The 616-nt window shown below is 50.8% G+C and carries 1 protein-coding gene; it reads right to left on the bottom strand.

The genetic code is table 11. The features are described 5' to 3' along the window. Window positions 1–579, bottom strand: a 579-nt coding sequence (locus M6F29_RS12030; RefSeq protein ID WP_298160255.1) for a GGDEF domain-containing protein, incomplete at its 3' end; no start/stop codon positions are given. Window positions 580–616 lie beyond the last annotated feature (37 nt).

The following is a 616-nucleotide window of genomic DNA, read 5'->3' as shown; positions in this document are numbered from 1 at the left end:
CTGACTTTTAAGGGCTCTTCTCAGACTGTTTTCAACACCCAGATGATGGACCGCCCGGACATTCATCTCAGCCCTGAAAAACTGGTAGTTGTTCCGTCCGTTTGTCTTGGCCTGATACATCGCGGTATCGGCATTCTGGATGACCGCTTCAACCTCCCCCGCATCATCCGGATAGATGCTGATTCCGATACTGAGGGTAATGTGAAGCTCCTGATTATCGATAACGAACGGGATTCCAAATGCGAGAAGCAGTTTTTCCGAAATATTGGACGCATCTTCGAGTCGCCGGATTTCCGATAACAGAATGACGAACTCGTCACCACCCTGTCGACAGACAGTGTCCGTTTGCCGGACGCACGAGACAAGACGCTTGCCCACTGCCACCAGCAGAAGATCACCGATCTGATGTCCAAGCGAATCATTGATATGCTTAAAGTGATCCAGGTCCAGAAACAAAATGGCAAACTGCTTGTGATGGCGATTGGCCATTTCCATCACCTGAGCGGCCCGTTCGGACAACAAAGACCGATTGGGCAGATCGGTGAGAAAATCGTGAAGGGACTGGTGGGAGGTCTTCAAAGACAGCGCCTTCGACTCGGTGATATCGTGGAAGACA

Source organism: Ferrovum sp., from assembly GCF_027317285.1.
Classification (GTDB): Bacteria; Pseudomonadota; Gammaproteobacteria; order Burkholderiales; family Ferrovaceae; genus Ferrovum.
The sequence above is the reverse complement of the archived record's forward strand: the minus strand, read 5'-3'. Positions and strand labels throughout refer to the sequence as shown.